Annotated in this window: 18 protein-coding genes; all 18 read right to left on the bottom strand. The window is 69.7% G+C overall.

All coding sequences use genetic code 11. The annotated features are described in order from the left end of the window. Nucleotides 1-6: 6 nt before the first annotated feature. Nucleotides 7-729, bottom strand: a complete 723-nt coding sequence (locus ACZ7OH_RS33680; protein ID WP_470284521.1) for a hypothetical protein — start codon at nucleotides 727-729, stop codon at nucleotides 7-9. After that, complete coding sequence (locus ACZ7OH_RS33675; protein WP_470284520.1) at nucleotides 729-1,871, bottom strand: DUF5047 domain-containing protein; 1,143 nt, start codon at nucleotides 1,869-1,871, stop codon at nucleotides 729-731. The genes ACZ7OH_RS33680 and ACZ7OH_RS33675 overlap by 1 nt, the downstream gene beginning before the upstream one ends. Then, nucleotides 1,868-3,271, bottom strand: coding sequence for a hypothetical protein (locus ACZ7OH_RS33670; protein WP_470284519.1), 1,404 nt, complete (start codon nucleotides 3,269-3,271; stop codon nucleotides 1,868-1,870). The genes ACZ7OH_RS33675 and ACZ7OH_RS33670 overlap by 4 nt, the downstream gene beginning before the upstream one ends. After that, complete coding sequence (locus ACZ7OH_RS33665) at nucleotides 3,268-5,112, bottom strand: hypothetical protein (protein WP_470284518.1); 1,845 nt, start codon at nucleotides 5,110-5,112, stop codon at nucleotides 3,268-3,270. Before ACZ7OH_RS33665 ends, ACZ7OH_RS33670 begins: the two co-directional genes overlap by 4 nt. An 86-nt stretch (nucleotides 5,113-5,198) precedes the next feature. Continuing rightward, nucleotides 5,199-5,696 carry a hypothetical protein gene (locus tag ACZ7OH_RS33660; protein WP_470284517.1) on the bottom strand — a complete coding sequence of 166 codons (498 nt, stop codon included), beginning with the start codon at nucleotides 5,694-5,696 and terminating at the stop codon, nucleotides 5,199-5,201. 205 nt (nucleotides 5,697-5,901) lie between these two features. Further along, nucleotides 5,902-6,171: a hypothetical protein gene (locus tag ACZ7OH_RS33655; protein ID WP_470284516.1), complete on the bottom strand. Its 270-nt coding sequence runs from the start codon at nucleotides 6,169-6,171 to the stop codon at nucleotides 5,902-5,904. A gap of 21 nt (nucleotides 6,172-6,192) precedes the next feature. Beyond that, nucleotides 6,193-6,543, bottom strand: a complete 351-nt coding sequence (locus ACZ7OH_RS33650; protein WP_470284515.1) for a hypothetical protein — start codon at nucleotides 6,541-6,543, stop codon at nucleotides 6,193-6,195. 14 nt (nucleotides 6,544-6,557) lie between these two features. Continuing rightward, the gene (locus ACZ7OH_RS33645; protein WP_470284514.1) at nucleotides 6,558-6,971 is read right to left on the bottom strand and encodes a hypothetical protein; all 414 of its coding nucleotides are present in this window, start codon (nucleotides 6,969-6,971) and stop codon (nucleotides 6,558-6,560) included. A gap of 13 nt (nucleotides 6,972-6,984) precedes the next feature. After that, on the bottom strand, nucleotides 6,985-7,350 hold the full coding sequence (locus tag ACZ7OH_RS33640; protein WP_470284513.1) for a hypothetical protein: 366 nt from the start codon (nucleotides 7,348-7,350) through the stop codon (nucleotides 6,985-6,987). Then, nucleotides 7,347-7,697: a phage head-tail connector protein gene (locus ACZ7OH_RS33635; protein ID WP_470284512.1), complete on the bottom strand. Its 351-nt coding sequence runs from the start codon at nucleotides 7,695-7,697 to the stop codon at nucleotides 7,347-7,349. Before ACZ7OH_RS33635 ends, ACZ7OH_RS33640 begins: the two co-directional genes overlap by 4 nt. Next, a complete protein-coding gene (locus ACZ7OH_RS33630; RefSeq protein WP_470284511.1) occupies nucleotides 7,694-7,963 on the bottom strand; it encodes a hypothetical protein in 270 nt (89 codons plus the stop codon). The genes ACZ7OH_RS33635 and ACZ7OH_RS33630 overlap by 4 nt, the downstream gene beginning before the upstream one ends. Further along, on the bottom strand, nucleotides 7,963-11,085 hold the full coding sequence (locus tag ACZ7OH_RS33625) for a phage portal protein (RefSeq protein ID WP_470284510.1): 3,123 nt from the start codon (nucleotides 11,083-11,085) through the stop codon (nucleotides 7,963-7,965). The genes ACZ7OH_RS33630 and ACZ7OH_RS33625 overlap by 1 nt, the downstream gene beginning before the upstream one ends. 56 nt (nucleotides 11,086-11,141) lie before the next feature. Further along, nucleotides 11,142-12,710 (bottom strand): terminase, encoded by a 1,569-nt coding sequence (locus ACZ7OH_RS33620; RefSeq protein WP_470284509.1) that lies wholly within the window; start codon nucleotides 12,708-12,710, stop codon nucleotides 11,142-11,144. After that, nucleotides 12,710-13,039: a terminase small subunit gene (locus ACZ7OH_RS33615; protein ID WP_470284508.1), complete on the bottom strand. Its 330-nt coding sequence runs from the start codon at nucleotides 13,037-13,039 to the stop codon at nucleotides 12,710-12,712. The genes ACZ7OH_RS33620 and ACZ7OH_RS33615 overlap by 1 nt, the downstream gene beginning before the upstream one ends. Before the next feature lie 149 nt (nucleotides 13,040-13,188). After that, complete coding sequence (locus tag ACZ7OH_RS33610) at nucleotides 13,189-13,479, bottom strand: hypothetical protein (protein ID WP_470284507.1); 291 nt, start codon at nucleotides 13,477-13,479, stop codon at nucleotides 13,189-13,191. Continuing rightward, nucleotides 13,472-13,687 (bottom strand): helix-turn-helix domain-containing protein, encoded by a 216-nt coding sequence (locus ACZ7OH_RS33605; RefSeq protein WP_470284506.1) that lies wholly within the window; start codon nucleotides 13,685-13,687, stop codon nucleotides 13,472-13,474. The genes ACZ7OH_RS33610 and ACZ7OH_RS33605 overlap by 8 nt, the downstream gene beginning before the upstream one ends. A gap of 74 nt (nucleotides 13,688-13,761) precedes the next feature. Then, entirely contained in the window at nucleotides 13,762-14,256 is a 495-nt protein-coding gene (locus ACZ7OH_RS33600) for an HNH endonuclease (protein WP_470284505.1), read from the bottom strand. A gap of 328 nt (nucleotides 14,257-14,584) precedes the next feature. Continuing rightward, nucleotides 14,585-14,857 carry a hypothetical protein gene (locus tag ACZ7OH_RS33595; protein WP_470284504.1) on the bottom strand — a complete coding sequence of 91 codons (273 nt, stop codon included), beginning with the start codon at nucleotides 14,855-14,857 and terminating at the stop codon, nucleotides 14,585-14,587. Between the last annotated feature and the right edge of the window lies 1 nt (nucleotide 14,858).

Here is a 14,858-nt window from a genome sequence, read left to right as displayed (position 1 = left end):
CTTGTGTCAGAACGGAATAACGGTGATCGAGCGGTCGGCAAAGTCGGCGCCAGGGTTGGCGGCGATCGCCCGGTACTTGAGCGTGAAGGTGTTCGTACCCTGGTTGAGCCCGTTCGCGGCGGTGATCAGCGCAACCTGACTCGACACGTACTTGAAGCCGACCGGCGCCGACGTGGTTGCGTACCAGGTGTATCCGCCGCAGTACCAGGGATTCGCGGCGATGGTCGACGCTCCGCTGACCTGAACTGCGGCCGTGCCGCCGATGTACTGCCCCGTCGCCGTGCCTGCGTTCGCGAGCGACACGACAGTGACTCCGAAGAGGACTAGGCATCGGCGGCTCGATCCGATGTAGACCGACACCTCGGGGCCGTAGGTAGCGAGGTCGCCGTAGGCCGTGCTCGTGGTGTTCTGCTGCGCACTCACTGCGTTGGCCTGGACCTGGTTGCCCGCGCTGGCACCCGGGGCGGCGACCTTGCCGATGATGTACCACTGCGACATACGTTTCTCGACCATGACGGTGTCACCCGGCTGGTACGTGACACCGATGCCGGACTGAAGCACGCGCATGTTCGACACTGCAGCGCCGTTGACCCACACCGAATTCAGGCCGGTTGACTCGTCCCACGAGAGAATCTGGCCCTGGTAGTGCGCGAGGTCGGAGCCCCCGGGCGGGGTTGCCGCAGCGGCGTTTGCGGCGGCCATGGCGACGGCGTAGGCAAGAGCGTCCATCAGCCTGCCCTCCGCGCAAGGTACTGCTTGCGGGTGTCGATGCCCATCGAGTCCCCCGGCGCCAGGCCATAGGTCGCGCGGTCGATCACGTGCACCTCGGAGTTGCCCGGGTAGGACACGGTGACCACGTCCCAGCCCTCCAGCGCCGGGTTCGGCACCGAGCCGAGCGACACCGCGTACGGCAGCCCGGTGACCTTCGCCAGCTTCGCCGTAGCAGCGGCCCGGCACTGGTCGACGGTCGTCATGAACGCCGAGCTGTAGACGGTGGGCACCAGACCGAACGGGCCACCGACCCACGTGGGCGAGGTCGGGTCGTCGTCGGACACCACGGCCTGCACGGGCGGCAGCTCGCCGACCGGCTCGCCGCGGGCCACGACGATGTTGTAGACCGCGTCCCGAGAGATCGTGCGCTGCATCGACACCAGCACACCGCGCGCGCCGGAGTTGATCTCCCACACCGGCGCTGCCTTCGTCAGGTCGGGCACGCTCCGCACCTGAAATCGGCCGGCGTAGTCGAAGTACCCGTACTTCCCGTACGCGGCAAGCAAGTCCTGCACGAACCCCAGCCGGTCCTCGTCGAGCACGTGATCCGCTCCGAGCAGCGTGGTGTACGCGCTGAAGTCGTAGACCGAAACCAGCCCCGGCACCGCCTGGCCCACCACGTAGTCGATGACCGACCCCACCGAGGCACCGGCGCCGAACTGGACCGGTGCGGTGTTGCGCGCGTCGCGGACCATCGCCATCCGGTCCGATGCGGTGATCCGGATCGCGCCGTCCGGGGCGGACTGCTGCTCGACCTTGTCGATCCGGAAGTAGCCGAGCCCCACCAGTTCCTGCGTGCCGGTGCCGTACTCGATGCCTCGCTCGACGTAGATCTCCTGCCCGTAGGGCGTGCCCGGGTCGCTGGGCTTGGACGGCCACGGGTAGATCGTCGACAGGTCCAACGTGGACTGAACGTCGGCGGTCATGTCGGTGGTCACGTCACCGGAGATGACCGGCAGCCGCCCGAGGTCGGACACACCGGGCATCGCGATCCCGGTCGGAGCCGTGCCGGTCTGGCCCGGCGCGACCAGCGTGCACCGGGACGCGAGCGTGTGCGAGCCGCGCAGGCCGGCGAGGAAGCTATCGGTGACGGGCCTCATGGCACGATCACCACCGCGGTCGACACCTTGTCCATCAGCGCCGAGATCGTGGGGACCGCGGCGAGCACGTCGGCGATCGTGGCGTAGGTGGCCACCACATCGGCGATCGTGAACGTGTCGCTGTAGACCGTGGACGCCGCCGCGGCGACTTCGGTCAGCGGCAGGTCGAAGTACCGGCGCACGCCGCGGGTGGAGGTCTTGCGCTGCGTGCGGTCGCCGATCGTGGCGTAGACCGTCGGGATCGCGCACAGTGCCTCGGGCGCTTGCAGGAACACCTGGTGCCCGGTCGCGAGGGCGTTGGCGAAGTCGGCGGCCGCGGCCAGGCTCGGCGTGGTCACAGTGATGGTGAACCGCCGGGAGCCGGGCACGTCGTTGATCGCGATCGGTATCGTGCGCCCGACGATGTCGAACAGCGCCACGCGCGCCGGGTTGGTGATCTCGGAGATGCCGGTAACGGTGATCTTCCGGTTCAGCGATGGCCGGCGGACATTCTTCAGCCACACCGTGTCCAGGACCGGCGTGATGGTCGAGGTTTCCACACCGACGTTCGGGCGGCGGGTCATCCTCATCAGCCGGGCCTTAGACACCGCGGCCGAGCCACCGGTGTAGTTCGACGTGCCCGCGGTGACAGTCCGGACATTGGCCGTGGCGTCGGTCCTCCACGAGAGGTTCGATTCGGTGTTTGCCCCGGCAGAGTTCGTTCCGCCCTGCGGGTCGGAGAACGACGTGGGCGCGGTGGCGCCCGACGTGAAGTTCGACGCCTTCCACATGTGCATGACCCATGCGACGCCGTCCTGCGCCAGCGTCGCCCCGGGGTACGCGACGTTTTGCGCCGACGCGTTCGTCTGTAGCGCGACGTGAACCGGCACGTCGGCGTTGAGCCACGCGCGGGTGTGCGCCGAGCAGCTGTCACCTGTGGCGCCGCCGGTGAATGCCACACTCGGCGCCGTCACACCGCTCGCCATGGTCCGGTAGAACACCGCGACGTTCGAGGCGCCGGACAACACCCGTGTCCAGCCGGTCGGCGTCGTGACGCTCGCGGCGTTGTTGGCGTGGGTGACGAACAGCAGCAGCATCGCGCCGTTCGGCACGCCTGCGGGCAGCGGCGGATTCAACGTCGCGTTGTTCCCCGTCGTGTACGTGCCCACCCCGAAGTGCGTCACGGCGGCGGAGTCGACGGCCGTCACGCGGTAGGTGTTCGCGACACCGGCGGCAAACTCGTAGTCGTCGACCTTGCCCGCGCCCGCGGAGAGGCCGACCTTGTCGCCGCCGCGCACCGTCGTCCAGGTGATGCCATCGGTGGAGCGCTCTACCAACGCGTAGTCCGCGTCCGGGTCCAGACCGGTGAACGCCACGCGCACCCGGCCGAGGTCGTCGAGGTAGGTCGTTGTGGTGCTCATCGCATACCGCCCGCCCCGGCGCCGGCCGCGCGCGCCGTCGCCCGCCCGGTCTCGTCCAGCTCGATCCGGATTCGCTCGCTCATGCCCTTGCCCAGGTCGATCGTCAGCTCGACGACTTGCGGGCCGCCGAAGGTCTGCGCGTTGGACACCACGCGCCCGGTCTGGCCAGGGACGAACAACTCGGGGCCGCGCTCGCCGACGATGTACGGACGGCCGCCCTGCGCCGTGCCACCCTTCGCGAGGTACGGAATGTGCGGGATCGACGGGATGCCGACCGCGCCGGTGATGTTGTTGATCCCGTCGATGGCGCCGTTCAGCAGCCGGATCGCGCCGTTGAGCGCGCCCTTCAAGCCGTTGCCAATGCCGGACCAAATGCCCGAAAAGAAGTCGCCGACCTTGCCCCAAATGCCCTTGATGAAGCCCAGCGCATCTGAGAAGCGGTCTCGCACCCAGTTCATCGCGCCGGTCACCCCGCCGGTGATCCCGCCCCACACGCCGGAGAACCAGCCGGTGACGCCGGACCACACGCCTTGAATGAAGTGCCAGGCGTCAACGAGCCGTTGCCAAATCCAGTGCGCCGCAGTGGATACCGCGTCACTAACCACACCCCAAAGCCACACGAAAAAATCAGAAATCGGCGTCCAATAGGTGATGATCGTGGCGACGATCGCGATCAGCGCGGCAATCGCGAGGATCACCAACCCGATCGGGTTGGCCGACAACGCGATGTTCAGCAGCCACTGCGCGGCCGCCCACGCCCCAATTGCGATGATCAGCGGCGTGATCCAGCCGGTGTTCTGGGCAATGAAGTTCGCGATGTTCTGAAGCACGGGCGCCAAGAAATTGATCACCGGAACGAGGATGTTCCCGATGGTCGTAGCCAGGTTCGCGAAAGCCGAGGCCAGCGGCGGGATCGCCGGTGCCACGGCCTGAAGCACCGCGCCGAGCACCTTGGACACCACACCGGCGACGGTGTTCAGCGACTCGAAGAACTTCACGAGCGTGTCGTGGCCCTGCGCGGAGTCCAGGAACTCGCGCACGGTCTTCAGCATCGGAGCGATGAAACCGCCGATACCGCCGCCGGCGTCCTGGATCGCGCCGAGCACGGAGCTGATGATGCCGACCACGTCGCCGACGACACCGAAGAACGACTTGAAACCAGCTACGGCGCCCTGGATCCACTGCGTCAGCTCGCCGGAGTCGGCGAAGCTCTGCACCGCGGCGTTGAACTTCTCGCCGGCCGCGCCGAGCCCGCCCGACAGCTGCACCAGGATCGGCATCGCGACCGCGCCGATCCGCAGGAACGCGGCAATCACCGGCGCAAGGAACTTGCCGAGATTCTGGACGATCCGCCCCGTGCCCGACAGCAGGGTGTTGACCTGCTGCGTGCCCTTCGCCGAGGCGACCACGCCGGTGACCTTGGTGGCCACGCCGCCCATCGCGGTCGCGATCTGCTGGAACCCGCTCGTCGTCTTCGGGAGCAACCCCTGAAGGTTCCGCACCGCGGGCAGCAACGCGGATTCGAAGCTCGACGAGACCGACGCCTTCAGCGCGTTCAGCTGAGGGTCCAGCTGCGCAAACGCGCGTTTGGCACCGTCGGCGCCCAGCTTGACCGCCAGCATCGCGCCGGCGAACGCGAACCCGGCAGCGACCGCCAGCGGCAGCAGCCCGGCCGCGGCGATGATCCCGTTGATGGCGATCGGTACCAGGTTCGCGACCGACGCCGCGGACGCGGCCTTGGTCGCCAGGTCCATCAGGCCGCGCGCGGCCTTGCCGACTCCGGCCGCGACATCGTTGAGCGCCTTGCTTCGCTTCTTCGCGTCGTCGCCCAGCGCCTTCAATTCGGCCTTGGCGACCGCAGCCGCTGCGACCAGGCCCTGGCTGGACCCGTCGAACTTGATGCGGACTGTGCGCTCTCCGAGAGCCATCACGCACCGCCGTCGGAGAACTTGCGCACCACGTCGTCGACCGCGGCGTGCCACTCACGCGAGATCGTGGCGGCCTCGCGCTCGACGAGCGGGAAGAACGCATAGGCGTCCTGACCCTGGTGCGGCCGGTACTGGCGCCCGGCCGAGCTGGCATAGCGGGCCGCGGAGTACCAGCCCGAGCGACCGTTCATGCCGAACAGCGAGCCGAACAGCATGCCGTACGCGGGCGCCAGGTGGCGACCGAGCTTGCGCGTGCCGCCCACCTGGATCGCCGGCACCCGGTCGCGCACCGCCTTGACGGTCGTCGACAGGTTCGGGCCCTGCGGCCCGCCATGCAGCGACACGTCCACCACCGCCTTCACCGCGAGCTTGCGGGCCAGCGCCTGCGAGTGGTCCCGGATCGCGTTCTGCGCATCCTTCGGCAGCACGGAGAACGCGCGCAGAATCTCCCGCACACCCTCGATGCGCACCTTCACGACGAGCGTCGTCTTCGCCATCGGGGTGCACCTCCTCGCGCCTATCCGGACATCTGGGCGGAGCCGTAGCGGCTCGGGACTTCACCCGTCCCCGAGGTTTTTCCCTTGGCTTGCTTCTCGGCCTGTTCGAGATGCCAGACCATCGTGGTGATCGATCGCTCGTCGAGTCGTTCGAGGTACTGCGGCGCAATGCCTGTGGCTACGGCGATCCCGAGGATCGTGTAGCTCAGGGAGCCGCGGGGGTAGGGCCCGGCGGCGGCTCCTCCTCCTGCAGCGGTAGCACGTCGAAGGTCTCTTCGAACTCGGCGAGCTTGATCGGGGTGTCGGCCGGATGCTGGATCTTCATCACCAGGTGTGCCAGCTGGTAGAGCGTGGCCATCGACACGCCGTCCTCGAAGTCCGAGAGCTTGGTGCCGGTCGCCCGCTCGAACGCGAGGATCTGCCGAGGTTTCGCGACGACCTCGGCATCGAACCCGTTGTCGCCAGTGATCTTCAAGGTCATCATGGTGGCTGGCTCCTAGTAGGACAGGACGGAACGCTTGATGTCGGCCGGGGTGCCGGTGTAGTTGACGAACGCCCGGCCGGCGTTGGCGTCGCCGTCGGGGAAGGCGAACGTGCCCGGCGAGATCGGGCCGACGACCCGCGTGACACCGGCGGCGAGCGACACCGTCAGGTCGTCGACCGCGAGTCCGTCGAACGTGGCCTGCGAGACTACGACGGCGGTGGCGGGCGAGGCGCCGGTGTTGGACAACAGCAGGAACACCGTCGCGCCGGTGTCGATGATGTCGCCGTCGACGTTCGGGGACGCCGCGGTCGGGATGGTCCCGGCGCGGGTGATCTTCTGTGTGGTGACGGACTGGCGTGCCATGTCTTCGATCTCCCTTACGGCCGCGAGAAGTCGGGGTCACCGACGACCATCAGCGTGATCTCGGTCATCTCCTGGTCACCGCGGTCACCGCCGACCGCCACCGGCTGAATCAGCACCTGCCCGTTCCAGCGGACGTGCTCGAGCGCGATGTCCGGGTGGTGGTCGAGCTGGAAGTCCACGACCACGCCGCGGTTGGTCCAGCAGAAATCCTCGAATCCGCCGGCCACCCACTTGCTGTAGGTCTTCAGCTGCAGCGTCGGTTCGCTGTCGGTCTCGGCGATCGCGACGCCGTCCGGGCAGTAGCTGTAGAGCCGATCGCCGTCCTGCACGCCCGGATCGAGCTTCCAGCTCGACAGCTGGCACTCGACCGACACGGTGCCGATCGTGAGGTTCAGCAGCTTCAGCCGCCGCGCGGTGAGCGCACCCATGGTGTTCCTCCTCCTACAAACCCACGTCGACCGTGAGGGCGTACGTGGGGAGCTGAATCCCGCCCTGCTGCAGCAGGCCCGGGGATGCCGTGGCGACCGTGAACAGCGGGTCCGCTTCGATCGCGTCGCGCACCGGCTCGACGAGCTCGTAGAGCCGGGCGGTGGCGTACTGGTCGAACGGGACGACCAGGTGCACGACGAACGTGGCCTCGGTCGGACCGCCGCCTCGGCCGAAGCTGTCCCACGCGACGGTCGGTGGTGTGATCACCGCGCCGATGCCCTGCACCGTGGCGCCAGGGTCCTGGTAGACGCGCAGCTTGTCGACGATGGAGAGCGCCGCATCGAGCGCGGCGACGGCGTCCTGCATGCTGGTGCTCATCCGACGATCGCCCGTGCGTGACGGCCGATGCGGAGCAGCCGGTCGATGTCGGCATCGAACGACGGGACGCGCGCCGAGCCCAGCTCCGCCATGTCCACCAGCGCCTCCGGCGACCGGCGGCGGGTGAACCACCGCACGGCCAGCCGGATCGTGCCAAGCACCAGGTCGGCTGTCGGGACCTTCGCTCCCGGCATTGGGAACTGCCCGTAGTCCACATCGGACCGGACGCGTTCGACGAAGGCCACCGCGGCGTCGAGGTTCGCCTGCAGCAGGGCGTCGTCCCGGTCGTCCGGGACGGTCATGTCCTCCTTCAGGTCCGCGAGCTGCGGCGGCCACGTCACGGTCACGTCTGGTCGCCTCCCTCGGCGTGCTCGTCGTCCTGGTGCTCGTCCGCCGCCTGGTCCTCGATCACCCAACCGCGGTCGGTCAGCACCCAGCCGCCAGCGCGGCGGGTGTAGTCCGTGGTGGTGTCGCTGCCCTCGATTGCGGCGGCCTCGGTCGCGGCGGTCTCCTCGGCGCGCGCGGCCGCAGCCTCGGCGGCCGCGGCCTTCTCGGTTGTCTGCTCGGGCGTGGGTCGGTCAGCGCCGACCACACGCGACTTCGGGGCGGCCATCAGGCGCCGACCGTGTGACGGATGGCGTGCAGGCCGGTCGGGCGCAGCAGGCGCACCGCGACGTAGCCGAACAGCGCGAGGTCGATGTTCGCGGGCCCGCCACGCTCCTCGAAGCGGAACGTCAGCAGCGGCGACTCCCACGCCCACACGTCGTTGCGGTTGAAGATCAGCACATCGGCGTCACCCGCCGCGTTGCCGCTCATCGACCAGGTGGGCAGGTTCGGGAGGCCGTCGACGAACCAGCCCTGCGTGATCGCGTTGCCGACACCGGCGGAGTTCTGCGCGCCGATGCTCGGCAGCAGCGGACGACCGTTGCTGTCGACCGCGGTGGCGTAGCCGGTGGTGCCTTCCTGCGAGAGGTGCGCCACGGTCGGCGCGGCGAAGCGGTGGAACGGGAACTGCGCCAGCACCGCGCGCTCGGCGGCCAGCAGCTTCTCGCCGCCGTACGTGCCGGCCGCGGCCGAGCCGCCGGTCGAGGTGTACACCCAGGCGCCGGACGGGACCTGGCCGGCGGTGATGGTGCCGCCCTGGCCGTTGGCGCCGTTGAGCTCGGCGTACAGCTTGGCCTCGGCATTCTGCGAGTACGCCTCGGACATCGCCTGCGTGGCGATCGCGTCGATCGCGGGGTTCGAGCTGTCGGCGATCTCCCGGGTGATGGTGAACAGGCCGGAGACGGCGTTCGGGGTGACGGTCTTGGTGCCGACGACGAGCGTGCCCGAGGTCGGGTTCGTGCCCTCGGTGTGGTTGCCGGCCATGCCCGTGCTCGAGGTGTACGCCGGGATGGTGAACGGCGTCGCGTCGGACAGGGTGCCGCGGGAGACCGAGCCCCACAGCGGCCGGCCCTGCAGCAGCTGCGTGACGTAGAGGTCCGGACGGTACCCCGGCGGGATCACGGCCGCGGCGTTGGCGGTGGTCGCGCCGACGAACGCGGCCGAGGTCGCGTGGTGCGAGGCGCGGCGCTGCGCGTCGGCCAGCTGCAGGGAGAACTTCTCCAGCCGGGACCGGGCGTCCACGTCGCCCTCGGTGCGGGACTTCCACGCATCCTTGATCATCGACGGGCCGTGACCGTCCATCTGGTAGACCAGCGGTTCGCTGGTGACCGTGGCGGCCTGCCCGGCGGGAATGACTTCCCGGCCCTGCGGGGCGGGGAGCTTGGCGAACGCCTCGGCGACGGCCGAGCCGATCGCCTCGGACAGGCCGGCGGTGAACGCCGCGAAGTCGGGTGCCGCGCCCGCAGCCGGCGGGGCGGTGGTCTGCGGCTCGGCCGTGGGTGCGGTCATGGTGGGTTCCTTCTTCTCTCGGGTGGCGGCGACGGACGCGACTCGCGCGCCGTCGAAGGCAGGCATGGCGGTCAGGGCGACCGCGCGCAGCGTGGCGCTGTAGACCAGGCACACGGTTTCGTCGGTGGGGTCGGGCTCCCAGCCGTCGCCCTGCTCGAAGTCGACTTCGATGGAGAACCCGTCGTAGACGTGGTCCTCGGCCAGCGCGAGCATCGAGTCACCGTCGGGGCCGCGGCCGATGCGGAACGCGGCGGCCAGGCCGGCGTCGGTGCTGGCGAGGGTCGAGGCGTACCCGAAGGACTGGTAGCGGTCGTGGTCGCGGTTGAGCTTCACGCGGGTGGAGTCGCCACCCCAGTGCAGCGAGTCCTTGGCGAACTTCCACTTGCGTCCGCCCGAGCGCGCGACCGCGCCCCAGGGCACCGCCGTGCCAGAGACCGTCCGCTTCGCACTGTCCACTTTGAACTCGGCGATGGCCGGGTCGGCGACGAAGCCGAGCGTCAGGGTGCCGGGGTTGTCGTCGGCGAAGTTGACCGTGGAGAAGGGCAGTGCAGCGGACACGGGCGTCTCCTGGGCTTTGGTGCCCGGCGTCGGCGGAGTCGGGGGAAGCGCCGGCGCCGGGGGCTGGGGCTGGGGCTGGGGCTGGGGCTGGGGCTGGGGCTGGGGCTGGGGGACGGTCGCGGTGGGGATGTTCTCCAGCCGGGCGATCCGTTCGTCGTTGTAGACACCGACCTCGCGGCCGGCCTTGTACGCCTGCATCCGGGTCAAGGTGTCGGACTTGAGGAAGTGGGCGTACTCGTAGCGGGCCAGGTAGCCCCGAGGAAGCACGTCGTTCATCGACATGCGGTCCTCGATCGCCGCGGCGTAGGCGCGCAGCGTGAAGTCGATGAGGTCGAGGCGCCGCTGCTCGGCGTTGGCGTACGTGCGTGAGGTGGTGGACACGCCGAGGTCTTCCGGGTCCAGCCCGGTGAGCCGGGAGATCTCCAGAACGGCGTAGTCACGGGAGGACGCAAGCTGCAGCTGCTCGGGCGACCACTGCAGGGTGTTCGCCTTGAGCGCTGCCCCTACGTAGCCCCAGGCGCGTTCCTGATTGGCCTTGGCCCACTCGTTGAGGATGTCCTGCACCTCGTCCGGGGTGGGGTCGGTCATGCCGTCGGCGGGCGAGAAGTAGCCCAGCGGCAACGGGTCCGACGCCGACCGCGACGCGGCGGCGTCGAGCATCAGCGCGATGCGGATCGCTCGGGCGCCGGCGACGAGGAGCGGGTCGCTCGGCGCGTCGATCCGGATCAACTCGGCGTCGGGGACGTACTCCCACGCCGAGCCCTGCGGCCGGCCGGTCGTCGAGGAGACGTAGACCTTGGAGTCCTCCTGGACGTTGACCGTGCGCGCGTCGAGCTTGCGGATCTTGGTCGGGTAGCCGTGCCAGCCGAACTCCAGCACCCGCCACCAGGCCACGCCCTCGAACAGAAGATCCTCGATGGTGCGGGTCATCGTGACCGACCGCGCCACGTCCGGTTCGGGCTGCAGCAGCAGCGTGTACGTGTCCTCGACCACCGCGCGCGTCGGCGCGTGGGTCTGCAGGGGCAGCGCGCCGAGGGTGCCGCAGATCAGGTCACGGGCCCGCTTCACGGCCGGCACCGACATGGCCATCCGGCGCGATACCCGGGTGGAGAGCAGCCCTTCCGACAGCGGGCCACCGGCGGCCATCTCCGGCGGGATGTCGAGGGTGAAGTTGAGCGGCCGGGCCCAGCGGGGAGTTTCGACCGGGTCAGCCTGCGCGCGGACGCGCTCGGGTGCGGGCGCGGGGCCAGCGCCCCACGTGAAGATGTCCCGCAGCAGTCCCACGCGATCAAGATACGATCAGTACCTGGATACCGTCATCATCCGAGCTTCGATGTGAGCTACTCACTACGGGGGCGTGCCACCACCACGAGCGGCCGAGCCGCCGGCGGCGGAAGGGTGCGCGCCAGGTGCACGGCGCCGGCGGCGGCGTACGCCGCATCGCAGTGTCCGGCGCCCTTGCGAGTGAAGCGCCACGCGTCGCCCTGGCGGGCCCGCTCCGCGCTCGTCACGTGCGCGGTCAGCAGCTCGTCGTCGGAGTGGGCGATCTCGTGCCCGGTGATCATCTCGGCGAAGCCCATGCAGATCGCTGCGCCGTCCTTGCGCAGTTCGTCGACCTCGACGCCCCGCGGCGGCCACGCTGCCCGCGGGCCCTGCTTGCGGTCGGCGAGATCGGCGGCGACCGCGGCGGCCGGGCCGTTGGGGAACCACCCCAGCTTGCGCGGCTTCATCTTCGCCACCAGGGGCGGCAGCTCGCGGCGCAGCTGCTGCGTGGCGTTCGGGCCTTCCCAGCGGCGCACGATCTCGATGCGCACCCGCCCGTCCGGCAGCAACGCGGCCGCGGCAAGCGTGGCGTGCTTGCCGTCCAGCGACACGTCGACAGCGGCCGCGACCCGGTCGCGCACGTCGTCGAGGGCGCCCGGGTCCGCGCAGTCGGCCCACGCGCCGGCATCCACGGCCGGGTCGAGCATCGGTACCTTGACGCAGAGGATCTCCGTGAGGAACCCGGCCAGCTCCTCACCGCCGGCCTTCTCGGCGCGCAGGGCGTCGCCCAGCAACGATTCGACTTCCGTACGCCTTCCGAGGTTCGGATTCGCCATCGCCAGCGCGCGCACATCGGTCGGCTTGGACCCGAGCGGAGCGCTCCACTCCAGCAGGCCGAGCCGTCGGTCACCCTCGCCGGTCTCGATGAACTGCATCGCCGAGGCGCGCAGCGAGTCCAGCACCACCGACCGGTGATCACCTTGGTTGCTGATCGCCCAGACCTGCGCGTCCGGCACGGCGTTCGTCGCCGGCACCGCGGCGTTCCACGCCGTCCAGTCGTGGTGTTCGCGCAGCTCATCGAGGATCAACCGGTCGATCGTGAGCGACCGACCGCCCTTGCGGTTCGACGCGGCGATCTTGTACCGCGTCTTGTAGATCGTGCGCAGCGTCTGCTCGCCGTTCGCGCGGCGGACGCCGTTCACCGGGATGTCCTCGGCCAACGCGTCGGAGCCCTCGGCGAGCTCGACGGCCTTCTCCCAAGACTCCCGCGCGTAGTCGAGGTTCGTGCTGGTGCCCAGCACCAGGCGCCGCTCCTCGATGAACAGCCAGAACAGCACCAGGATCACCAGCAGCTCGGTCTTGCCCTGCTGGCGGGCGACCAGGATCAGCAGCACGCGGAACCGCGGCCGGCCGTCCGGCAGCAGCTCCCCGGCGTGGATCGCCGCCCACCGCTGCCACGGGTCCAGCGGTCGCTCGAGGGTGTCCCGAGCGAACTCCTCAACCTCGAACCCGTAGCTGGTCTCCGGCGTCAGCGCGCACCCGCACCCGCACGGACCGGGCGGCCCCTTGATCAGCGGCCGGGTCCAGATCCGCGGCAGCGTCGAGCCCAGCACCGCGCCGGCCTCCGGCGCCTCGGCCGCGCTCATCAGCCGGTTCCGTCTGTCTGCCGTGCCGCTCGACGCGCCTTCAGCTCGTCCTTAGCCAGCTGCGCCGCTGAGCGGGCCGTCGGTGCGGCCTGCGGCACGATGGACTTCCGGGCCGCCGGGGTCGCGCCCAGCTCGGTCAGCACCGCCAGCAGCTTGCCCGCCAACTCGGCCAGCGTCCGCCCGGACTCCTCGGCGTCGATCGCCGCCCCGAGACGCAAGGCAAGCGCGATGGCAGCCTGGTCCTCCCCGTCCAGGTCAAGCTCGGCCAGCGCGACCCGGACGGCGCCCAGCACGTCCCCGGGGTCGGCCAGCGCGCCCGAGCCGGTCACCGCGGGCCCCCGCAGAGCCCGGGGAGAGAGAAGATGACAGGGACGTGGATCAACCGGGGTGGGGGGTCCGGGAAAAACTGCAGGTCAGAGCCACTGTCCACTGTGCACGCGCATTTCCGCAGGTCAGGGACTTGTCTTCGCATGGTCCGTCACCACCTGGTCATCGGTCGGGGGGCAGGGTCGGCCATGCGCGCGGCCTCGCGGGCAGCAGCACCAGCAGCTCGGTTGCACGTGCGGTGTTCGGGCCCGGAGTACTCGCGCTTGCCGGTGCCGTCGCGGTGGCCGAGGTCCCAGGGTTCGCCGGGCGCGATGAGGTAGCCGCAGCGTGCGCACGGCACGGTGCCCAGCGCCACGGTCGGCGCGAGCTGCGCGCGTAGCTGCTGGTGCCGGGCGCCGTAGCCCTTGCGGGTGGTGTCGCCTGGGCGCTGGTGGTCAGCCATCGCCGCCGTGTCCGATGTAGACGCGGGCGCCGATGGCGTCGCAGTAGCGGCGGATGGTCGACATGCGCGGGTCGTGGCGTCCGTTGTCGATGGCGCACACGGCTTCGCGGGTCAGGCCGGCGCGGTGCGCGGTCTCGGTCTGCGTGAGGCCGGCCTGCTCGCGCAGCATCCGCAGGTGCCGGCCGACACCGGTCGCGTCGTTCGCCATGCACCCATTCTAACCTTCTAACCCGGTGAGATGGTTAGTCTGCGGTGAGGCGGTGACTGCGGCCGCGATGACGTTCATGAGGCTGGCGGAGACTGAATTGCGCCTCGGTCCGTAGCACCTGGCGTCCGTTCGGTCGGCCACGTGTTGCACCACAGGCAGCTCCACACGAGGTTCGAAACATGGTTCCGGCCGCCCTCGACGAGCGGGACGACGTGCGACAGGCTGCCGATCCGCCGCCCGACCGCGGTCCATGTCGAGGGCGCACCGTTCGGCTTGGACGGCCTGCCCTCGACGGCAAGCGACCCGCAGTAGACGCACCGGCCCCGCGCGGCGTCGAGTACGTCGACGACTTCCTGGACCGTTAGTTTCTCCTCAGCATGGCTCAGCAGCTTGGGGCGGTTCGCGACCCTGACCTTGTTCCTGCACCAGGCGCGCCGTTCCTGCGGCGTCGTCCGCGCGAGGTATTCGTCCCACGAGCTGTACCGCGGAGGTGGCGGTTCCACGGGAGGCCCTTCCGGCTCTGGCGGCCGGGGCGGTTTGACCCGCGCGATGATCAGCTTGCCTTCCATGGTGTTCTCCTTGCGGCGGCAGGACATCAATGCTGTCGGACTCGCGGAGGCCCGACAGGCCGGCCTTGCCGCGCGGCGAAGGTTAGTGTCTCGTTCGGGTTGGCGCGCCGGCCGTGCGTCGGCGACTGCGGAGCGGCGAACTCGGCGGATTCCTCAACGGCAAGAGCTACTTGATCCCAGACGACGAGATCCGAGCGTTCCTCGCCCGCGGAGTGGCGGGCAATCAGCCGCGACGATGACGAGCGGCGCGTGAGGCCGGGCTCCCGGCACTGTCCAGGCCGCCCGGCCTCATGTCATCGCGCCGTTCCCGGCAGCGAGGGTTTCCTTCTCAGAGGTGCAGTTCGACCAACTCGTGCCTGTTCGAGCAGCGACCCCCACACCCGGTGTCGTTGATCAGTTTCAGCGAGCTTTGGGCGCTGTCGAGGTCGGCGTGTAGCTGAACGGTAACCGCCAGCTCGTACGGACCGTGCGGGCATCTGGCCACGGTGGCGTAGGGCCCTTCACCGGTGATCCAGACCGCGCGCCGCCAGATGCACTTGGCCATTGCGAAGAACGTCCGGTGCTTGCGGGTGCAGTTGTGCTGTCGGTAGACCTTCGGCATC

The organism is Amycolatopsis sp. NPDC114478, from assembly GCF_055633805.1.
The sequence above is the reverse complement of the archived record's forward strand: the minus strand, read 5'-3'. Positions and strand labels throughout refer to the sequence as shown.